A 19,576-nucleotide genomic window follows, 5' to 3' on the forward strand; every position below is an offset into this window, starting at 1 on the left:
TAAATCATCATCCATCTCAGGTACTTTCTGTATAGATTGCTATAGCTAAATGTGTACCATTGCAAACATGAAAGATAGATCACCGTAAATTTATTCGGAATTTCTCTTATCTATGTTTTGTTTGCAATGATACACCTTTAAAGGTTTGCATTTTAGCTTTCTCTCTGCCCCATTTAGAGTACTTCACCATTTGACGCAATTACATCTTTAAACCAATAAAACGAATCCTTGCGATATCTTTTCTTTGTTCCATTGCCTAAATCGTCTTGATCCACGTAAATAAAACCATAGCGTTTTTTCATTTCCGAGGTGCCTGATGAGATAATATCGATTGGCCCCCACATCGTGTAACCGAAAAGGTCGACTCCGTCGTTGATGGCTTCCCGCATCTGTTTAAAGTGTTCCGCGAGATATGCAATCCGGTATTCGTCATGGACCGTACCATCCTCATTTAATTTATCAAGTGCTCCAATTCCGTTTTCAAGAATAAACAATGGTTTTTCATAACGATCATATAGATGATTTAATGTGTATCGTAAGCCTTTAGGATCGATTTGCCAGCCCCAGTCACTTGCTTCTAAATGAGGGTTTTTAAGCACATTGGTCACATTGGCAGCTGTTAATTCAAGATTTTCCGCATTGGCACTGGACACCATGGACATATAATAAGAGAAACCAATAAAGTCAGCGGTATATGTTTTTAATAGCTCTAAATCATTTTCTTCCATCTTTAATTTAATATGATTATCTCGCATATATTTTTTAGCGAAAAGAGAATAATATCCTTTTGCCTGAATATCTAAATATATCAGATTTCGAAGCTGGTCATCCTCCTGCATAGCCAGAACATCTTCAGGTGCGCACGTATGGGCATACGTTGTAAAGTACGCTACCATACAGCCGATTTGATTATCGGGATTAATCTCATGCGCTATTTTTGTAGACAGGGCCGCTGCTACATACTGATGATGTAACCCCTGGAACAGCATTTCTTCATAATTCGCTTGTCCTTCATTGAGTATTCCTAATGTTTTTGGTCCTGCTTTAATACTCATATTGATTTCATTAAACGTAATCCAATATTTTACTTTTCCTTTATACCGTTTGAATAGAACCTCCGCATAATTTACATAGAGATCAACTAATTTCCTGTTATACCAGCCGCCAAATTTATCAATCAATACGATTGGCATGTCGAAATGAGAGATGGTAACTAAAGGCTCTATTCCATATTTTAAGCATTCTTCAATGACTTGGTCATAATATTGTAATGCTTCTTCATTCGGCTCAGCGTCGTCTCCATTAGGGAAAACTCTGGCCCATGAGATCGAAAGCCGAAAAACACTAAAACCCATCTCATGAAATAATGCGATATCTTCTTTATACGTGCGGTAAAAATCAATCCCTCGTCTTTTCGGATAATAGGTAGGATCTTCGTCATTTCTAGCAGCTTCAATGGTTTCTCTGTTGATTATTTTTTGTTTTGTAGGTTTGGATCTATCGATTACTTCATATTTCATGATGTCTGGAATGGTTAATGATTTTCCTCCCTCATTCCATGCACCTTCTGCTTGGCAGGCAGCGATTGCTCCGCCCCATAAAAAATCTTCTGGAAATGTATTCGTCATATCAAAAAACTCCTTTTAAATATTGTTAGAAGGGGAGAAGAATAATCACTTTCCTCTCCTCGGTAAACCTTTAATTTTCTACAGTAATCAAATGATCTTTTCTTTGAATATTTTTTTCTTCCGTCGATAAGACGCGAGCATAATTTTCGGTATTTGTTATGATAATAGGTGTTGTCAGCGGATAGCCGGCTTCTTTGATTTGTTCGATATCAAATTCAATTAATAATTGGCCTTGTTCCACTTTAGCACCTTGTTCAATGTGACCGGTAAAATATTTTCCGTCTAATTGTACCGTATCCATGCCGATATGAATCAAAATTTCTACGCCCTGATCAGAGGTAATTCCTACCGCGTGATTGGTTGGAAATATTGCTGAAATTGTACCAGACACAGGAGCAATCAGTTTTCCTTCAGTTGGTTCGATAGCTACCCCTTTACCGAGCGCTCCAGATGAAAAGGCAGTGTCTTCAATTTGTTCTAATGCTTTTACTTCTCCAGTTAATGGACTTGCAATCATTTGTTTTTTTAATTCCATGCCAGGCTCGGGTAATTTGTCCTCTGGCTGATCTAGATCTACAGCATCTGTTACAGGAGTTTTTTCTTCGTTGGCACGTACGCCCCCAAACAGGTAGGTTAAAACAAAGCCTAATACAAAGGCTACAATAGTAGCAATAACAGCTCCCCAGAATCCAAAATCGATGCCTTCCGGATTAATGCGGTTGATATAACCAAACACTCCTAGGCCGCCCATCATATAAATCTTTGTACCGGCAAGTCCAAGAATGGCTCCGCCAATACCAGAAGCAATACAGCTCATAATAAATGGCTTTTTCAATGGAAGGGTAATACCATAAATAGCTGGTTCTGTTATCCCAAATATACCTGAAATAAACGCTGGGAAACTAAGCGTTTTTAACGATTGTTTTCTTGTTTTAATCCATACTCCCAATACAGCCCCGATTTGAGCAAAGGAAGCTGCGAATGTGATTCCGAGAAGCGGATCTTGTCCGGCAACTGCCAGATTATTGATTCCAACTGCAACAATTCCCCAATGTAATCCAAATACAACGAACACTTGCCAAAATCCTGCAAGAAGAAGTCCGGCAACAAGAGGTGTTAAATCATAAACCCAAGTAATACCTGCACCTAATGCTTGGCCTGCCCAGGTAGCGATTGGACCGATTACGAGAAAAGTAATAGGTACGACAATTAAGATAGTGAAAAATGGAACTAAGAATGCTTTGACAACACTTGGCATAACCTTTTTTAAACCTTTTTCTACTTTAGAGCCAAAGAAAGTTGCGATAATAATTGGTATAACGGATGATGCATAACTCATTAAAATAACTGGTATCCCCAAAAAGGTGATATGAACAGGGGATTCAAAGATGGTCCCCGTAAAAAGTGTATAAAGCGGTTCTCCCTCTGTTAATCCTGACAATGCTGGATAAACAAGGGATGCACCAATTGCCATTCCTATAAAAGGAGTTAAACCAAACTTTTTACTGGCTGAATAACCTAGGAAAATAGGCAGGAAGTAAAATAATGAATCGCCTGCTGCGTTTAGTAGCTGGTAAGTACCTGAAGTATCCTCCAGCCAGCCTGCAGAAAGAAACAGGGCATTAAATCCTTTTATCATTCCTGTTGCAACTAAAACACCAAGTATTGGAGTGAATATTCCAGAAATTAAATCAATAAAACGGTTTAATAAGCTTTGTTTCTCTTGATTGCCATCATCTGGATCAACTTCTCCCCGTGCTTCGAAGCCGCCAACCTGCACTACTGCCTGATACACATCAGGCACATGATTCCCAATAACGACCTGATATTGTCCGCCGCTTTTCATAACGGTTACAACATCATCCATGTTCTTCAAAACTTCTGTTTGTGCTTTACTTTCATCTTTCAGCTTGAAACGTAACCGGGTAATACAATGCACAACACTGTAAACGTTTTCTTTTCCGCCGACATTTTCAATAATATCTTTAGCTAATTGTTCGTACTTCATGTCTCTCCCTGCTTTCTGGTTTATAGTGAAATTTTCCAAATAAAAAACCTGAACCAATTGATGTAGACACAGAGATAGTGCGTCTTCAATCCGGTTCAGGTTATGCCCAAAATAGGTAACATTCCTAAATTTGTATATACAATTGTGTTGTTAATTAACAACTATAACTTACCATGGCTTTTATAGGAAGTCAACAATTTTTTAAGCGTTTTCAATAATTGGTTACTTTTAGTATTATCTTGGAAGTTTGACGGTTGAAGAATGGAAAAAATGCTCTAAAGCTTTGATAAATGAGAAAGATATTCAGCCGAAAATACGCCAATATAGATTCCTTCAAAAGGAGTTATTCTCTTATCCGGAGTTTTTCACCATTTGTCGCGATTATATCTTTAATACTTATAAAATGAATTTTAAACTTCTTTTAATCTAGCGGCAGAGAAGGAGGGATGATTGAATATAAAAGCCGCGGTCCCTGAATGAAAGGAACCGCGACTTTTATATAACCTATTCTGATTTTCTAATCGTATAAGAATCAAATTCTTCCATTGTATCAGTGCGGTAAGATGTGATCGCAAATGTGTCTTCAGTAAAGCTGATATGAGAGAAGGTTGGTACATAAAATTGCTCTCTGAAAGCCAAGTAGTCGTATTCTTCTACTAAATCATAATACTTACTGCCGCTGGCAGAGCTGCTTGTTATATACAATGTTCCTTCTGGATTCACAGCAGCTGTCTGATTCTCATCTTCAAATTCAACATCTTCAACCGGTTCAAAGTTATGCATTTGATGGGTTCTGGCATAAGCATGATCATGCCCCATTAATACAACATCAATGCCTGACTCATCAATAGCAGGGACTAAAACATCACGTCGAATAGGCACGTCCTCACTCTCCGATTGTTTGCCGGCTGCGTAAATAGATTGGTGGAACATCAACACTTTCCAGTCAAATTCTTGATCGGCTGTCTCTTCCATTGTTTCTTCCAAGAATTGGACATGTTCTTCGTTATTCATATTATTGGCATTCAACACCAAGTATAAAACATTACCATAAGTGAAGTAGTAATCACTGCCTGCCTCATCTTCACCATATGACGTTAAATTGGGCTCATTAAAGTGATTTTTATAGTTTGGAGCAACATCATGATTTCCTACGGCGGATGCAGTTGGATAAGAAGCTAGAATCTCTGGCTCAAAATATGCATCATATTCACTTTCTTTATCTGGTGCATCTACAAAGTCACCTGCGTTTAGAATCATACTAGCATCTGGCGCAGTTTCAAACGCATGCGCTAATGTTTCTTCCCATCCAAAAACATCGGTTGGAATCGTGCCGGTACCAATCTGAGCATCTGCTAAGAAAATTGCCTCGTAACCATCCGTGATATCTTGTGTACGCAGTGGAAAGACTTGCGAGTAGCCGTCTTCGTTACCGACACGATAGAGGTAATCGGTATCACGTTCCACTTCGACAGTTGCTTTGTTAGTGTAATAATCTGTCTCTGTAAATTTCGTATAAGCTAGTTCTGTGGAATCTGCTTCATAAACAGTGGCATCTTCTATAGAAAATGCTTCAGGATCTGTTCCTTCAACAACTTCTACATATCCTGTTTCAGAGGATAAAGCATTCCAAGTGAAATTAATGCTGTCTTCGTCTGCCCCTGTATTGACAGAAACATTCTTCACAGCTTCACTGTCTGCTGCCAGCTCGGTCTCATCCGGATTAAGGATGACGTCCACTAATTCAAAACTGGCTTCGTTATCATCTGGGTCATACGCATGTAATTCAACAGCGATAGTAATGTTCATAAAGGTGTTGCCATCATCATCTGTTGTTGCTTCACTTAATTCATGCGTTATCATATCATTCTCTTCATCGTAAACTTCTTCATACTCACCGGGTACATAACCATTGGTAATACTTGAAACGTCATCTACAATAAAGGTTTCTTCAATAAATTCCCCATCAGCAACTTCTTCTTGTGCCCCGTATTCCATATTTTCAGAATAATTATCAGTTGGGATATTGTGGAACCCCCCTACAGGACTTCCGTTGATATACATTGTCATTGCATCATTGTAACGAGCGGTAATTTCAAGTGCATAAATACTCTCCGCTTGTTCTTGGGTTAGTGTGAACGTATGGCGTAAGAAGTAAGTACTTTTTGCTTTACTATCCTCCGTTGTCGCTAACACTTGTCCATCTGTTTCGGGGCTGGTACTAAATACAGTTCCTTCATAGGTTGGCCAATCTTCTTCTGTAAACTCCATTGGAATGGTGCCCCAGTCTAACCAGCCTTCAGGATATGCCCAGCCATTACGCTTATTCCAACCTTCATACCAAGTTCCGGCATTTGGGTCCTTGTCATCATCGTAATAGCGCCATTCCATATCTTCATCCACCACGTTAACAGTTTCCAAGCTTGTAATATCAGTATCAAATAATGACTCTAGCGAAGTGGCACTCTTATTCGTGGTCTCCGTTTTCTCTGCTGCTTCCGTTTCTTCTGGACTGTCAGTCTCTGCATCATCAGAAGATGGATTGGTGCAAGCTCCTAATACTGCTGCTATTGCCAATAAACCAATTAAAAAAAGAATTAACTTTTTATTCTTCATAGCTACCATCCTTTTTTATATTTTATATAATGAATATCTCTTTTGCTCAGAATAGCTTCACAAACGAAGGCTTGGCATTCAAAATGAATCTTACCTCCTTTCACAAGTAATTTTCTGCGCATGAATCTAGTCATCATCCTTTTTTGGATTTAAATGGAAGCGCTTTCCTTTTTTAGGAAGCGAACATAATGTTTTTTTTGAGACAAAAAACATGTAAGCTTTATCTGTTTGAATATAAGAAATGCCGTTCCTGACCAACCATTACAGCAGTCGAGAAAACACGCATAAATCTTACAACATGGGTTTTAACTATTTAATCAAGGCTTATTTAGAGATACAACAGATGAAAGTGAAGAGGCGAATAATTCAGCCGTTTAATGTCTTTATGCACAACTTCCAAGATGATTCCTTATTCTGAGCTAATGAGATGATCATTTTTACAAATAAAAAACCTGAACGAATAAGAATAGACGCAAAGGGATTGCATCCTTCTATTTCGCTCAGGTTATGCCCAAATAGGTAACATTCCTAAAATTATATAAATTATTTTTAATTAACACATATAATCTATCACGACTACATCATGAAGTCAACAGAGATTCAAGCGTTTTCATGAGTTGGTCACTTTTATCGCTGTCTTTAGTTAATTTACTCAGTGGATGTGACAGAGTTAAACATTCTAGCCGCCATTATTTTTAATAACCCTTATTGCTATTTAGACAAATTCATCCAATCCAATTCAGGCATCCACTGCGTCATATGGGCTTGCATTTCAGAATAAATGTCATCAAGATTCTCTATCTGCTCCTTCGCTGTTTGTTCTAATGGAACAACTTGTATATCTTTCATGGTACCACCATCTTCTTCAAACTCCACAAAGGTCGGCAGGAAGCGGGGAGCCTCGACGTGTACTTCATCTGCCTTCTTCACCAAATCAAATTCAAAAATTCCGCCAATACGATTGTAAAACTGATATTGACCGGAAAGGAAGTTTCCTAAAGAATAAGCTACCAATGTCTGGTTTCCTTCTTTTCCTTCCAGCCATTCTATCGGCTGAAGAACATGCGGATGATGACCAATCACGACATCCACGCCAAGATCCGCAGTATACTGTGCTAAATCCTTTTGTTCCTGATTAGGCATTCGCGCTTCCTCTTCGCCAAAATGCAGACTGATAATTGTTGCATCTGCCAGCTCGTTTGCTTTTTCAACTTCTTGTTTGATCTGCTCCCGTTGGATCAAATTAACGAGATAAGGTTTTCCCTCTGGGATAGGCATGCCGTTCGTTCCATATGTATAACTTAGAAAAGCAACTGAAATGTTCTGATCTGTTTCTATTACTCTGATTTCAGACTGATCCTTTTTACTTTGGAAGCTTCCCGTGTAAAGCATTCCTATTTCTTGATAATAGGCAATGGCGTTTTGTATCGCTTCTTCGCCGCTGTCTAATGTATGATTATTGGCCATGGTGACGATATCGACGCCAGCATCCTGTAAAGCATCTCCAATTTCGACTGGACTATTGAAATTAGGATACCCTGATAAGCCGATAGATTCCCCGCCCATAATGGTTTCTTGATTGGCAACAGTGATTTCCGGTTCTCTTAAATAATCGGCAGTTTCAGCAAGCATCGGTTTAAAATTATATTTTTTCCCATCCCAGGCATCGTCGTATACACGGTCATGGATTAAAATATCTCCAATAGCGGAAACTGTAATTTGTGAATGAATCCAATCCGTTTCCTTCTCGCTCAGTGAGATGTTTCTATGAGAGTGAGGGCTGCTTATATTCGAATCAGTAGCGGGTGTACATGCTGTTAAAAGAAAAAGGGCGATGAAAAAGTAGGTTAGTTTATGCATAGAAGTCTCCGCCTTTAGCTGTTAATTAGATACATTCTACCACATAATTATTTTGAAACAAATAATGCTTTCATTTATAGAAAAGATTATAATGAAAGAACTTCCTTCTTCTTAGATAGTAGAAAGGTCAATGAGAACAGATGGAAAGAGGTGCGTGTATTTGATATATTTTATTGCTTCCATACCGCTATTATTTTTAATTCTATTTCTAATCAGTTATCTTCGGGACCCGCGTAAGTTGATTAACGGGTTTTTGTTTAATGGGTTTTTAATCACTTTCTTTTTCTTTTGCGCATTCTTTTATATTTACATCGATGGGCCTTATCAGTATATCGTGCTGGTTTTTCCTGCTTTACTTTTGATTTTGATGATTCCGTTTGGCGTGCTCGCATTAATCGCCGGGTTATTTTACAATGCCAAAGTGTTAATGGAGAAGGAGGGGAAACGATTCAGGAACTCCTTAACATTGATCATGGCCATAGGCATACTTACATTGATTATTTTCAATATGGTCAATCCGACACAGTTTTTCCCGGAGTATTTGCATCCGTTATTTGGAGGAGCCAGCTTGGTTGTTATCTATGTTTTCTTGCATATGTTTAACTTTTTAACAGCTTATGGACTGAATCAATGGAGCCGTCCAAAACGAAACCAAGATTTTATCATTGTGTTAGGAAGCGGCTTGATTAATGACCGGGTGTCTCCATTGTTGGCCAGCAGAATTGATAAAGCGATTGAATTTTATCATCAGCAGAAAAAAGTTACGGTTCCGCCGAAAATTATCTTTTCCGGGGGACAGGGCCCGGATGAAGGACTTCCAGAAGCCGAAGCCATGCAAAACTATGCTGTAGAAAAAGGAATACCAGTGGAAGATACGATTCAAGAAGACAAATCAGTCAGCACGTATGAAAATATGAGGTTTTCCAAAAGAATCATGGATAACTTGAGTGGAGAAGGAACGTACCAGAGTATTTTCGCAACGAATAATTTTCATTTATTCCGTGCTGGGATTTATGCACGAAAAGCTGGATTGGACAGCCAGGGGATTGGTTCAAAAACAGCATTTTATTATTGGCCAAATGCCATGGTCAGGGAATATATTGCTGTTGTTGTCATGGGACGCCGCCGTCATTTTATGGCAGTCAGCTGTATTATGGGCTTTGCGTTGCTTTTATCCATTATCAGCTCTTTTTTTACCTGAGAACATACTTCATAAAAAAAGAAATCCAAACGTTATCAACATTCTTTCTACAGAATTTGAGATGTTTGGATTTCTTTTTTTATCAAAGAGAATTGGCCGTGAAACCCCTCATGAATGGGGGGACGCTTTATTTTTTCTCTGCCCAATCAGGAACTTTTATCCTGCTGAGAATTTCTATTTCCTTCTCGCGGTCATCCGTGTACGAGCTGACTTTCCTTAAATCGTCATCCACTTGCCCGGGATGGGTCATTACTTCAATTGATGTTCCATTTTCTTCGTGAAGAACATCAAATAAATCATCAGTGATTCCTTCTTTATAAAAACCAGTCCACAGCGTATCTGTCCAGCATATTTCCGGATGATCCGCTATGGAATCAACATAACGCACAGGAACATCGTATTCTTTGGCAAGCTGGATGACTAGATTTTTTAAAGGAGGCCAGCCATGAACGTGATGATGGCTGTCGATATGATCAAGTGGCAAACCTGTTGTTAAATAAGCATCCAGCTGTGCGCGCCATTCCAATTCGACTTCTGAAATATTCGGAGCTTCCATATCGCGATAGCCGCTGGTGAATCGAAAGGTGCCATCGGATTTAACGAGGTTTGGCACAGATGAATGAAGCGGTTTTCCCCAAGTTAATACAAGATGAATGCCAACCTTTAAATCGGGATTTTCCAGCGCCTTTTCGACAGCGTAATCGGTTGCAAGTCCATTCATCATTAAGGTTGTTGATGTTACGCAGCCGTCTTGATGCGCCTGGATGATTCCATCTGTCACTCCTTTTGTCAATCCGAAATCGTCTGCATTGATTTCTATTCGCATGAAAACCACTCCTGATAGATTTTTTAATTACTTCGAATAAGTACGTTCAATCGAGAAGTTTGTTTTATCTCCCCGAAAAAAAGATCTGGAAAACTCAACTTTATTTCCGTCTTTATCTTCCGCCAGTGTTTCAATGTAAAAGCAGGGCAGACCTTGCTCACACTTCAAAAATTTGCAAATTTGCTCATCTGCAAAAGCTATTTCGATATTTTCTGAGGTTTTCGCAATCCACACATCAAAAAATTCATTTAATGATTTATATAGAGAATGGCCGGCATGTTCTGCAGTAATCCCCGGAGCAACAGACCAGGGGACATAAGCTACTTCATACTGTGTAGGCTCTCCATTCGCTTTACGGACACGCTCAATACGTTGAATAGGATCCTGGAGATTCACATTTAGCTGATCAGATAATAATTCATTTGCAGCAACGACAGAAATATCTGATACTTCAATTTCCGGATGTTTCCCCTGGTCGGCTAATTGGTCACTATATCTTCTGACTGTCTGGGATAAAGCCTGTTTTACTTTCTTATCTGCAACAAACGTGCCCCGTCCTTGCTGACGAACTAAATATCCTTCTAATGTAAGCTGATTTAAAGCGGTACGAACCGTGGTACGACTGACATTAAAGCTCTTACATAATTCCAGTTCGGGAGGGATTTTCTCGCCGGGCTGATATTGATTTGTCTTAATACGATGTAACAATTCTTCTTTGATATAAGTGTGTAGCGATTGGTTTCTTTCCATAGATTCCGTACTCCTTTAGCGACACTTTTAAAAAATCATACCCTTTTAAGTGTAAAAGTACAAGGGATAAAGCAATGAATAGGACTAAAGACACGAAAAAGTGATTTTATCCATAGCATTCTTTAAGAAATCAGTATCTAAATTCTTATGAAAGTTTCTACTATAAAGATAGTTTACTAGATAATTGATAAAAACACAATTGTTACAACAATTATATTTTATTTTATATAGACAAATAAAAATTTGTATGATACATTTAAAACAGGTAATACAGATAAAACAATTAAAGCGATTACAAAATAGAATTAAAGGAGCAGTCGATTATGTCTTTAAAAGTAGTAATTATCGGTGGAGGTTCCAGTTATACGCCAGAAATTTTAGAAGGACTTATCGAGCGGCAGCCGACACTTCCTGTTTCAGAAATTGTTCTGGTGGATGTGGAAGCCGGGAAAGAAAAGGTAGCTACAATTTGTCAATTAGGAAACAGGATGATAGAAGAGGCGGGTGCAGCTATTGAGTTAACTTGGACGCTGGACCGGAGAAGTGCTTTAAAAGGAGCAGATTTTGTCTCGACACAGATTCGGGTTGGCGGATTAGCAGCAAGAGCCCAAGACGAGCGAATTCCGTTGAAGCATGGAATGATTGGGCAAGAAACAAACGGTGCTGGCGGAATAATGAAAGCGTTTCGAACGATTCCAGTATTAATGGAAGTAGCTAAAGAAGTCCAGGAGCTTTGTCCAGATGCGTGGATGATTAATTTTACCAATCCGGCAGGTATCGTTACGGAAGCGCTGCTGAATCATTCGGCACATAAAAAGGTTATTGGTGTCTGTAATATTCCATTTAATATGCGACATTCTACGGCTGAACTATTACAGGTCCCTCCTGAGGATGTATGGATTCAATTTATCGGGCTGAATCATTTTGTGTTTGGAGACAAGGTCTATGTCAGCGGAGAGGATCGGACAGAAGATGTATTCCAAAAGCTGCTTCAAAAAGAGTTTGATTACAGTCCGGCGAATATTATGCCATTAGATTGGTCGGAAACATTTATTCAATCTGCCAGACTGCTGCCGAATCCATACCATCAATATTACTTTCAATCAGAAAAAGTATTGGAAAAAGATCTAAAAGCTTATGAAGAGAATGGGACACGTGCGGAAGTTGTTCAAGCGTTAGAAGAATCTCTGTTTGATCTATATAAACAAGAAAGTCTCCGAGAGAAGCCAAAAGAGCTGGAACAGCGCGGCGGTGCATTTTACAGTCAAGTTGCCTGTAGTTTAATGGATTCTATTTATAATAACAAAGAAGATATCCAAACGGTAAATACGTGGAATCATGGCACGATTCCTGATTTACCTTATGACGCAGTGATTGAAGCAAATTGCGTGATTACAAAGAATGGTCCGAAGCCGATTGCGATTGGGGAAATTCCTGCACCGATGCGGGGGATGATTCAAAATATGAAAGCAATGGAAGAGCTGGTAATCAAGGCGAGTATGTCAGGAGATTACAAGGACGCCTACAATGCCTTTCTGGTAAATCCGTTAATTCAAGATGAGAAAAAAGCAAAAGTGGTTTTAGATGAACTGTTGGAAGCACATGAAGATTACTTGCCACAATTTAAACGCTAGGGGGAAGAAAAATGAATAATACATTTATGCAAAAATTTATTGAAATTGCCGGCCGCATCGGCTCACAACGTCATTTAGTTGCTGTTCGTGATGGTTTTGTAGCGATTATGCCTTTAATTATTATCGGTTCGTTAGCCGTATTGATTAATAATTTCCCTGCCTTTGGAAGCTTTGATATGGTGAAGATTTTAAATAATATTTTTGGGGAAGGGAACTGGCAGACGCTGGGCGGAAGTGTTTGGAATGGAACATTTGCCGTAATTGGACTACTCATTTCCTTTACAATCGCTTATAATTTAGCTAAGTCATATGAAATAGATGGATTATCGGTAGGTTTAATCTCTATTGCTTCCTATATTATCTTAGTACCAGAAACAGCAGATTGGGGATTGAATTTTGCCTGGCTGGGTGCGCAAGGATTATTTGTAGCCATTATTATTGCGCTGCTGATAACCGAGTTATTCCGTCTTCTGGTGAAGGCGAATATTACAATCAAAATGCCGGATGGCGTTCCGGAAGGGGTAACCCGTTCCTTTGCTGCATTGATTCCAGCAATGATTATTCTTGCATTAGTCGGTTTATTCCAGGCACTTATCAGTGTATTCGTAGGAATCAGCATGTTTGAGGTTATCTTTAATGCAATACAAGAACCGCTGCAAGGTCTGGGAAATACATTACCTGCAGCACTGGTTGTTTCGTTCTTAAATCATTTGCTTTGGTTCTTTGGTTTACACGGTACCAATATTATTGGATCGGTTATTGAGCCGGTTTATCTGCCGTTGATTGAGCAAAATGCAAGCCTTTTCCAGCAGGGGATGTCTGCGTTTGATGTACCGAATGTTGTGACCAAGCCATTTTTAGATTCTTTTGTCTTCATGGGAGGTTCAGGTACAACGATTGCGCTCTTGATAGCTATCTTTATTGTGATAAGAAGAGAAAAGAACCATCCATATCGGGAGGTCGCCAAGGTATCTGCTCCAGCAGGGTTGTTTAATATCAATGAACCGGTGATTTTTGGGCTGCCGATCGTTTTAAACCCAATTTTCTTGATTCCGTTCATTCTTGTACCAGTTACATTAACCGTTATTTCTTATATCGCGTTATCCACAGGACTGGTACCAAAAACAGTGGCTATTCTGCCGTGGACGACTCCACCGATTCTAAGCGGATATCTGGTAACGGGCGGCAGCGCCAGAGGAATTATTCTTCAGCTTATTAACCTGACTGTTGCGGTGGTTATCTATATCCCGTTCATTATGGCAGGCGTACGTGCGATGAAAGAGAAAATGGGAGGTCAATAAAACATGACAATGACAAAAGAAGAAGTGCAAATGCTTTCCTTTCAAATTATTTTACATGCAGGGAATGCCAAATCCGATGCAATGGAGGCGTTATTGCTAGCTAAAAAAGGGGAATTTGAAGAAGCGGCTAAAAAAATGGATGCAGCGGATGAGGCATTTGCAGAGGCGCATTATATGCAGACAAGCCTGTTGCATGACGAGGCGAATGGGAAAGCAACTCCGCTTTCCGTAATCCTGATTCATGCGCAGGACCATTTAATGAACGCATTAACGGTGAAGGATTTAGCCGTTGAAATGATAGATATGCATCAAAAAATAATTCGTCTGGAGGAGAAATAATATGAAAATACGTTTAGTTTGTTCAGCGGGGATGTCTACGTCGATGCTTGTAAAGAAAATGAAGGAAGCAGCAGAAGCACAGAATGTAGCTGCTGATATTGAAGCGGTTGCAGAATCGCAGCTGAAGAATCATTTAGATCAGTTAGATGTTGTTCTTATCGGGCCCCAAGTTCGCTATCTAGAGGGGAAAATCAAAGAAAAGGTAGAACCTCAAGGTGTTAAGGTAGCTGTCATTGATCAGATGGCATACGGAATGATGCAGGGGGATAAAGTTCTGAAGCAGGCCATTGAATTAAATGGAGAAAACTAGAATAGATATAAAAACTCGTATCTGCGTCTTTGCAGGTACGAGTTTTTGTGTTTGAAGATATTTTCAGCGTACCAGTACATTACCCTTCCGCTATAAACGATTACGTTCTATGATAAAGAAGCAGCTAAAAAAGGGGAAGGTACTTTTGTCACATTAAAACATAGATGAACAGCTTATTTTAAAATATAATGGAACAATAGCTATGTATTGGAAAAGATAGAAGAAGAAATCTAAATAACATTGCGTAAATTTAGAAATGTGGAAACATAATTTGAAAATAAAAAAGCAGAACTGAGGAGACAAATCATGAAACCAAAAGCCATACTATTAGATTTAGACGGGACCTTACTGACAAGTGAAAAAGTAATTTCGCCAAGAACAAAGAAAGTATTAATGGCGGCGCAGAGGCAAGGGATAAAGCTTGTTTTAGCATCCGGAAGACCATCAAAAGGGATGAAAGATATTGCGCATGAATTAGAAATGAGTGCTTATCAGGGGTTGATAGTATCTTATAATGGAGCGAGAGTAGTTGAGTGTGAAACAGGGAAAGAATTATTCAGCCAGCCTTTGCCTGTCAAATATACAAAAGCTGTTTTAGAGCATCTGCGGAATTTTACTGTAAAAACAATGATTGATAAGGACGATTATCTGTATGTAGAAGATGTGTATGATAATATGATTCATTATGAAGGAGAAGCTATCAATATTATTAGATATGAAGCCAGAGGGGCTGGCCTGAAATTGTGTGAGGTGGAAGATTTAGCTGATTTTGTGGATTTTCCAGTACATAAAATCTTAGTAGCAGGGGAGCAGGATTACCTGCAAGCCCATTACCAGCAAATGCAAGAGCCGTTTCAAGGCGAAGTAACAGCAGCATTTTCTGCTCCATTTTATTTTGAATTCACGGACAAGGATATTGATAAAGCCAACGCGATTGAGCAGTCACTTTCTTCCTTAGGGGTTGCGGCAAAAGATACTATCGCATTCGGTGATGGACAAAATGATTATACGATGCTGCAGTACGCTGGCAGAAGTATCGCCATGGGGAATGCAAAGGATGAACTGAAACGTGCAGCAGATGAAATTACTTTAACGAATGAAGAGGATGGCATTGCGGTTGTGCTGGAAAAGTTAATAGACGAATGACTCCGGACAGGATGGTGAGCGGTGATGAGAAAAGCGGTAAAATATATTTTGGTATTTTTGCTGGGGATGCTGACTTATTTCATAATTTCAACCATTTATTTTGTCTTTTTCGGGTGATTTTATAATTTATCACGGAGAACCGCCCGTAAAATTCCCGCTGAATGAAGTTTCGTTTTATGGTCGCATGAGCGTTTGCAGTTAATTCTTACTGGGCATATGGTATAATAGATTGGTAGACAGAGTGTGTTTGCTGAAAAAAATAGGTGTATTTAACTAGGTGTGTATTTCATTTAGTGAAAGCAAACTCTGCCTTTTATAAGAAAAATTATAGAATGGGAGAGAGTTTCTATGAAGGCAGCAAGAATTTATGCCGAAAAAGATGTCCGTGTAGAGGATGTCGAAGTAAAAGAAGTCGGGGCAAAAGATGTGAAAGTAGAAGTAGCATGGACTGGTATCTGTGGTTCAGACTTACATGCTTATTCTCATTTTGTTGGTATTCCGACAGAAGAGCATCCAATATCAAAAAGACAAGCTCCGCTGACATTGGGTCATGAGTTTAGCGGAACGGTGACAGAGGTAGGCAGCAGTGTTACCTCGTTCAAGCCTGGCGACCGCGTTTGTATCGAGCCAAACCTTCGCTGCGGAGAATGCAAGGAATGCCGGGAAGGAAATTACCACCTTTGCAGAAATAGTAATGCCGCATTTATCGGCCTTGCTGATGATGGCGGGTTCGCAGAATACTGTGTCATGGAAGAACAATATTGTCATCAAATCCCGGATCATATGACATTGGAGCAGGCAGCGCTTGTAGAGCCGACTGCAGTAACCTATCATGGGGTTGAGATGGCAGGTGTGAAAGCAGGGGATGCGGTACTGGTTACTGGTGCAGGACCAATTGGCCTATTAACGGTTTTGTCAGCTCGTGCAGCAGGTGCGAGTAAAGTATTTGTCAGTGATGTTTCGAAAGAACGTTTAGCACTAGCGGAGACCTTTGGGTTTGTAAAAACATTAAATCCAGCGGAAGATGATGTGATTGGCACAATTATGGAAGATACGAATGGTGATGGTGTTGACGTGGCATTAGAATGTGCAGGCGTTCAGCCGACATTTGATACATGTCTGGAAGCTATTAAACGTACAGGTACCGTTTGTGTGTTAGCGATTTTTGGGAAAAATCCGGAAATCAATGCCTTTGCATCAACAATTAAAGAAGCTAACATTAAATTTTCCCTGGCATATTCCAATATCTACGATCGTGTGATTAATTTAATTGCCAGCGGACAAATCCCTGCTGAAAAAGTAGTGACGAATAAAATTAAATTAGATAATATCGTAGAAGAAGGATTTGACTTACTTCTTAACGATAAAAGTCAATCTAAAATTCTGGTCAGTGCAAAATAAGAGGATTTATAATTGAAAGGTCCACAGGCGAATCATGTCTGTGGACTTTTGCTTTTCATCTGTTATCGCTGTTCAGCCATCCGGAACCGCCAAAGCAGAGGTTTTTTATAAGAACCTGGTTGTTTAAAGGCTCACTTTATTTCTATATTGGGGTTTTGTTTTAATAAATGATGGATTAATGTCTGCTTATCTTTGGGAGAAATGGCAATAACCTTAAATGAATCGTAATTAATTTCAAGTTTGTCCATAGATAGAGCTGGAGCAGTAAATGGATCTTTCGTTTGCCGAATGCTGCGGATATCATCTATTTTTACTTTTTTCTTAAAAGGTCCGCAAGTTATTTTTAGTGTTTTTTCTTCAACCGTGTAATTGGTTTTGAACCAAATCCATAATAAAAGAATGCCAGTAAAGCCCAAGATGATTACTTTTATCCATTGCTTATCTAAAAATGCAGGAGTCATCCAAACACCGAAGTTTGGGAAGAAAACAGGCGGTATAATAAGAAGCAGAGCCGCTCCCCAGATAACAATTCTCATCCACCAATCTTTTTTTGACGGAAATACCATATAAGGTTCCCCCTTCCTACTACATCTACGTTTGTCAGGATGGTAAGTTTCATTTTTATTTTTTGTGCTATAAGAAAGGATAGTGCAAAGTTTCCTCCCTGTTTTAGTAAAGCGGTCCCATGTGAAGGGTACATTGAAAGCATTCGCGTTTTCCGTTTTCTAAAAAAACTAGATATGGAATTCACCCCAATTGGACGAGGGGATGTTTAGAATCGTTAACGGAAAAATAATGCCCCCATATAATCAACTCCCGCGTACAATCATTCTAAAATAAATATATGGCAAAGAACCCTATAAAACAGAATAGAGTGGTTGTTTTTTTACCGTATCTGTGTTATAGGGGCCAGTTTATGAAGCATGATTTATCTGCATTTTTTTTATTTAAACTTTTTTATTGCCACGGAATTAATTTACCTTCCAGCCATTTAAGAACTTTATTAAAGGTCAATCCTAGTAATGATAAAATCAAAACGCCGACCATCAGTTTTGATATAATCATCAGGTTTCCATAGTGGAGAACCATGGATCCAAGCCCCTCCTGAGCAGCAATCATTTCAGCAGATACAAGTAAAAGCAGGGAAGTCCCGGCAGCAAGCTTGAGTCCTGCAAAAATCATCGGCAATGCACCGGGAAGGATCACCTTGCGAATAACATTGAAACGGCTGGAACCGAATGTGACAGCAGCTTTAACCAAGAGCGGGTCAACATTCTTTACCCCGGAAAAGGTATTAATAACAACTGGGAAAAAGACCCCAAGCGCAATAATGGTTACCTTGGATAGCTCGCCAATTCCAAGCCACAGGATAAATAATGGCAGTAAGGCAATTTTGGGAATCGGGTAAATGGAATAGACAATTGGCGTTCCGATAGCATCAGCAGTTCGAAAGAAACCAAGAATTAACCCAACTAAAATACCGAAAACGGAACCAAGCGCATACCCCATTAGAATCCGGTATAAACTGGCGCTCAAGTTACTTATAATTTCCCCGTTAGTGAGCATTTCCCACCCAGTTGTTATAATCACTGACGGGGCAGGTAGAAAGAGCGGGGAAACAAATTCCAGCTGCGCAATCAGCTCCCACAATAGGAGCAATCCAAGGATACCTACAAAAGGAGTGTAGAAAGGAACTTGTTTATCGAGATAAGCAACACGGTTTTTAATGACTTTTCGATTTGTTTTTTGAGATGTTTGTTCTATTGATTTTTCCATAACGAATCACTCCTTCAAGGCTTTCTGGGCATCGTGCCGGATGAGCTCCCAAATCTCTTCGGAATAGCGGTTAAATTGCTGTATATGCTCTTCGCTATTTCGTTTTGTCTTTGGCAGATCAATATGAATAATTTGTTTTATTTGCCCGGGATGCCGGGATAAAACAATAACACGGTCGGCAAGATAGACAGCCTCCTGGATGTTATGCGTTACATAAAGCGTGCTTAGACGGGTGCGATTCCAAATGGTAAGTAATTCTTCCTGCATTAATGTCCTTGTCTGAGCATCGAGCGCAGAAAATGGTTCATCCATCAGGAGTAAATCCGGTTCTACAGCAAGAGCCCGGGCGATTCCTGCCCGCTGTTTCATCCCACCGGACAGCTGTTTAGGATAGGCATCTCTAAAGTCAGCTAAGCCGACCATATCAAGGTAGTGATTACCGATTTCCTTCTGCTCTTTTTTGCTTGCACCCCGTTCTTCCAGTCCATAGACAACGTTCTGAAAAACGGTTCGCCAAGGAAATAGGGCGTTTTCCTGGAACACGATGCCAAGTGTTGGGTCCTGTTCGATTCCATCAAAGTATACATCACCGGAAGTAGGCGACAATAAGCCGCCTACAATATTCAAAAGCGTCGATTTTCCACAGCCGCTTGGTCCGACCAGTACGACGAATTCCTCTTCATTGATGGAGAAATTGATATCGTTCAATGCGGTCACTTCATTTTTTTTGGCATCGATAAATTTTTTTATAACATTTTCAATGACGATTTTCATACGGTC

16 protein-coding genes are annotated in these 19,576 nt (G+C 39.5%); 7 read left to right on the plus strand and 9 right to left on the minus strand.

All coding sequences use genetic code 11. The features are described from left to right. Positions 1-173 precede the first annotated feature (173 nt). The 4 genes from MKY45_RS02930 to MKY45_RS02945 form a co-directional block, all read right to left on the minus strand. Positions 174-1,628, minus strand: a complete 1,455-nt coding sequence (locus MKY45_RS02930; protein ID WP_341172461.1) for a glycoside hydrolase family 1 protein — start codon at positions 1,626-1,628, stop codon at positions 174-176. A gap of 70 nt (positions 1,629-1,698) precedes the next feature. Beyond that, on the minus strand, positions 1,699-3,636 hold the full coding sequence (locus MKY45_RS02935; protein ID WP_341172462.1) for a beta-glucoside-specific PTS transporter subunit IIABC: 1,938 nt from the start codon (positions 3,634-3,636) through the stop codon (positions 1,699-1,701). A gap of 504 nt (positions 3,637-4,140) precedes the next feature. After that, positions 4,141-6,252: a metallophosphoesterase family protein gene (locus MKY45_RS02940; RefSeq protein ID WP_341172463.1), complete on the minus strand. Its 2,112-nt coding sequence runs from the start codon at positions 6,250-6,252 to the stop codon at positions 4,141-4,143. 711 nt (positions 6,253-6,963) lie between these two features. After that, complete coding sequence (locus MKY45_RS02945) at positions 6,964-8,112, minus strand: CapA family protein (RefSeq protein WP_341172464.1); 1,149 nt, start codon at positions 8,110-8,112, stop codon at positions 6,964-6,966. 160 nt (positions 8,113-8,272) lie between these two features. Here MKY45_RS02945 and MKY45_RS02950 point away from each other — a divergent pair, with 160 nt between their 5' ends. Further along, entirely contained in the window at positions 8,273-9,313 is a 1,041-nt protein-coding gene (locus tag MKY45_RS02950; protein WP_341172465.1) for a YdcF family protein, read from the plus strand. A 127-nt stretch (positions 9,314-9,440) separates the two neighbouring features. Here the strand turns inward: MKY45_RS02950 and chbG are convergent, their stop codons facing one another. Continuing rightward, positions 9,441-10,139 carry a chitin disaccharide deacetylase gene (gene chbG, locus MKY45_RS02955; protein WP_042531551.1) on the minus strand — a complete coding sequence of 233 codons (699 nt, stop codon included), beginning with the start codon at positions 10,137-10,139 and terminating at the stop codon, positions 9,441-9,443. A gap of 27 nt (positions 10,140-10,166) precedes the next feature. Continuing rightward, positions 10,167-10,889, minus strand: a complete 723-nt coding sequence (locus tag MKY45_RS02960) for a GntR family transcriptional regulator (RefSeq protein WP_341172466.1) — start codon at positions 10,887-10,889, stop codon at positions 10,167-10,169. A 323-nt stretch (positions 10,890-11,212) separates the two neighbouring features. Between MKY45_RS02960 and MKY45_RS02965 the strand changes: the two genes are divergently transcribed. The 6 genes from MKY45_RS02965 (at position 11,213) to MKY45_RS02990 (ending at position 17,020) form a co-directional block, all read left to right on the plus strand. Next, positions 11,213-12,523 carry a 6-phospho-beta-glucosidase gene (locus MKY45_RS02965; RefSeq protein WP_212928526.1) on the plus strand — a complete coding sequence of 437 codons (1,311 nt, stop codon included), beginning with the start codon at positions 11,213-11,215 and terminating at the stop codon, positions 12,521-12,523. Between the two features lie 11 nt (positions 12,524-12,534). Beyond that, positions 12,535-13,824, plus strand: a complete 1,290-nt coding sequence (locus tag MKY45_RS02970; protein WP_084612899.1) for a PTS sugar transporter subunit IIC — start codon at positions 12,535-12,537, stop codon at positions 13,822-13,824. A gap of 3 nt (positions 13,825-13,827) precedes the next feature. Continuing rightward, on the plus strand, positions 13,828-14,163 hold the full coding sequence (locus MKY45_RS02975; protein ID WP_042531556.1) for a PTS lactose/cellobiose transporter subunit IIA: 336 nt from the start codon (positions 13,828-13,830) through the stop codon (positions 14,161-14,163). Position 14,164: 1 nt separating this feature from the next. Beyond that, on the plus strand, positions 14,165-14,473 hold the full coding sequence (locus tag MKY45_RS02980; protein ID WP_042531558.1) for a PTS sugar transporter subunit IIB: 309 nt from the start codon (positions 14,165-14,167) through the stop codon (positions 14,471-14,473). 306 nt (positions 14,474-14,779) lie between these two features. Next, positions 14,780-15,619: a Cof-type HAD-IIB family hydrolase gene (locus tag MKY45_RS02985; protein WP_341172467.1), complete on the plus strand. Its 840-nt coding sequence runs from the start codon at positions 14,780-14,782 to the stop codon at positions 15,617-15,619. Between the two features lie 348 nt (positions 15,620-15,967). Beyond that, positions 15,968-17,020 carry a 2,3-butanediol dehydrogenase gene (locus MKY45_RS02990; RefSeq protein WP_042531562.1) on the plus strand — a complete coding sequence of 351 codons (1,053 nt, stop codon included), beginning with the start codon at positions 15,968-15,970 and terminating at the stop codon, positions 17,018-17,020. A 131-nt stretch (positions 17,021-17,151) separates the two neighbouring features. Here the strand turns inward: MKY45_RS02990 and MKY45_RS02995 are convergent, their stop codons facing one another. The 3 genes from MKY45_RS02995 to MKY45_RS03005 all read right to left on the minus strand — a co-directional run bounded on the left by MKY45_RS02995 (position 17,152) and on the right by MKY45_RS03005 (position 19,570). Continuing rightward, positions 17,152-17,586: a PH domain-containing protein gene (locus MKY45_RS02995; protein WP_042531564.1), complete on the minus strand. Its 435-nt coding sequence runs from the start codon at positions 17,584-17,586 to the stop codon at positions 17,152-17,154. A 391-nt stretch (positions 17,587-17,977) separates the two neighbouring features. Next, positions 17,978-18,796 carry an ABC transporter permease gene (locus MKY45_RS03000; protein ID WP_341172468.1) on the minus strand — a complete coding sequence of 273 codons (819 nt, stop codon included), beginning with the start codon at positions 18,794-18,796 and terminating at the stop codon, positions 17,978-17,980. 6 nt (positions 18,797-18,802) lie between these two features. Then, a complete protein-coding gene (locus MKY45_RS03005; RefSeq protein WP_042531568.1) occupies positions 18,803-19,570 on the minus strand; it encodes an ABC transporter ATP-binding protein in 768 nt (255 codons plus the stop codon). Positions 19,571-19,576: the final 6 nt, after the last annotated feature.

This window comes from Oceanobacillus sp. FSL K6-0251, assembly GCF_038004725.1.
Taxonomy (GTDB): Bacteria; Bacillota; Bacilli; order Bacillales; family Amphibacillaceae; genus Oceanobacillus; species Oceanobacillus oncorhynchi.

Excerpts from the sequence above, each read along its gene's own strand:
- MKY45_RS02930 (WP_341172461.1), bottom strand. The coding sequence starts at position 1,628 with ATGACGAATACATTTCCAGAAGATTTTTTATGGGGCGGAGCAATCGCT.
- MKY45_RS02935 (WP_341172462.1), bottom strand. The coding sequence starts at position 3,636 with ATGAAGTACGAACAATTAGCTAAAGATATTATTGAAAATGTCGGCGGA.
- MKY45_RS02940 (WP_341172463.1), bottom strand. The coding sequence starts at position 6,252 with ATGAAGAATAAAAAGTTAATTCTTTTTTTAATTGGTTTATTGGCAATA.
- MKY45_RS02945 (WP_341172464.1), bottom strand. The coding sequence starts at position 8,112 with ATGCATAAACTAACCTACTTTTTCATCGCCCTTTTTCTTTTAACAGCA.
- chbG (WP_042531551.1), bottom strand. The coding sequence starts at position 10,139 with ATGCGAATAGAAATCAATGCAGACGATTTCGGATTGACAAAAGGAGTG.
- MKY45_RS02960 (WP_341172466.1), bottom strand. The coding sequence starts at position 10,889 with ATGGAAAGAAACCAATCGCTACACACTTATATCAAAGAAGAATTGTTA.
- MKY45_RS02965 (WP_212928526.1), top strand. The coding sequence starts at position 11,213 with ATGTCTTTAAAAGTAGTAATTATCGGTGGAGGTTCCAGTTATACGCCA.
- MKY45_RS02970 (WP_084612899.1), top strand. The coding sequence starts at position 12,535 with ATGAATAATACATTTATGCAAAAATTTATTGAAATTGCCGGCCGCATC.
- MKY45_RS02975 (WP_042531556.1), top strand. The coding sequence starts at position 13,828 with ATGACAATGACAAAAGAAGAAGTGCAAATGCTTTCCTTTCAAATTATT.
- MKY45_RS02980 (WP_042531558.1), top strand. The coding sequence starts at position 14,165 with ATGAAAATACGTTTAGTTTGTTCAGCGGGGATGTCTACGTCGATGCTT.
- MKY45_RS02985 (WP_341172467.1), top strand. The coding sequence starts at position 14,780 with ATGAAACCAAAAGCCATACTATTAGATTTAGACGGGACCTTACTGACA.
- MKY45_RS02990 (WP_042531562.1), top strand. The coding sequence starts at position 15,968 with ATGAAGGCAGCAAGAATTTATGCCGAAAAAGATGTCCGTGTAGAGGAT.
- MKY45_RS02995 (WP_042531564.1), bottom strand. The coding sequence starts at position 17,586 with ATGGTATTTCCGTCAAAAAAAGATTGGTGGATGAGAATTGTTATCTGG.
- MKY45_RS03000 (WP_341172468.1), bottom strand. The coding sequence starts at position 18,796 with ATGGAAAAATCAATAGAACAAACATCTCAAAAAACAAATCGAAAAGTC.
- MKY45_RS03005 (WP_042531568.1), bottom strand. The coding sequence starts at position 19,570 with ATGAAAATCGTCATTGAAAATGTTATAAAAAAATTTATCGATGCCAAA.